The sequence below is a fragment of the Nonomuraea rosea genome (assembly GCF_039539705.1).
Lineage (GTDB): Bacteria > Actinomycetota > Actinomycetes > Streptosporangiales > Streptosporangiaceae > Nonomuraea > Nonomuraea rosea.
Genome location: NZ_BAABDQ010000138.1, coordinates 1 through 883, shown reverse-complemented (window position 1 = coordinate 883; position 883 = coordinate 1). Strand labels below are relative to the sequence as shown.

The 883-nt window shown below is 66.7% G+C and carries 1 protein-coding gene; it reads left to right on the top strand.

The features are described 5' to 3' along the window. Positions 1 to 138 precede the first annotated feature (138 nt). Positions 139 to 883: transposase family protein (locus ABEA43_RS67780; RefSeq protein WP_345581584.1), on the top strand; the 745-nt coding region annotated here is incomplete at its 3' end.

Genomic DNA, 883 nt, shown 5'->3' with positions numbered 1-883 from the left:
TGAAGCTCTTTCATCCCCCTGGCGGCGGGCTGCTGGTCACAGCATGATCGCGAGTCCGGTCTTCGCCTGACGACGTAAGAAACCCCTGGTAGATGGATTGATCACCACAACCAGATCCATCACAACCAGGGGCCTCGGATGCTTTTCTATCGCGCCGCCGTCGATTTGTCGCGTTCAACGCTGAACTACGTCGCCGGGGTGATCCGCCGGCACCGCAAGGCGATCGGGTCGGCCTGGCGGCTGCTCAACCCCGGGCAGCAGGCGCTGCTGGTGCTGGTCTACCTGCGCAAGGGCGAGACGTTCACCGAGCTCGGCGCCGGTTTCGGGGTGTCGACCGCGACCGCGTGGCGGTATGTGGAGGAGACGGTCGCGCTGCTGTCGGCCCGCTCGCCCAAGCTTGGCCAGGCGCTGCGTAAAGCGAGGCGGGACGGGCTGCACTATCTGGTGCTGGACGGCACGCTGATTCATACCGACCGGGTCAAGGCCGACCGGCCCTACTTCTCCGGCAAGCATCGCGTGCATGGGATGAACGTGCAGGTCATCGCCTCGGCGGACGGGACGATCCTGTGGACCTCGGGAGCACTGCCGGGCAAGGCGCATGACCTGAGTGCCGCCCGGATCTGGGGCATCCTGCGCGCGCTGGAGCAGGCCGGGATCATCACCCTGGCCGACAAGGCGTATCAGGGAGCCGAGGGCCCGGTCCGCACCCCGTACAAGGGCAAGAAGAAGCCCGAGTCCCAGAAGCAGGCCAACCGGGCCCACGCCAAGCTCCGTGGGCCAGGCGAACGCGCGAACGCCCAGCTGAAGAGCTGGAAGATCCTCCGCAAGCTACGCTGCAGCCCCAGCAAGGCCGGCCACCTCTGCAAGGCCATCGCCGTCCTTC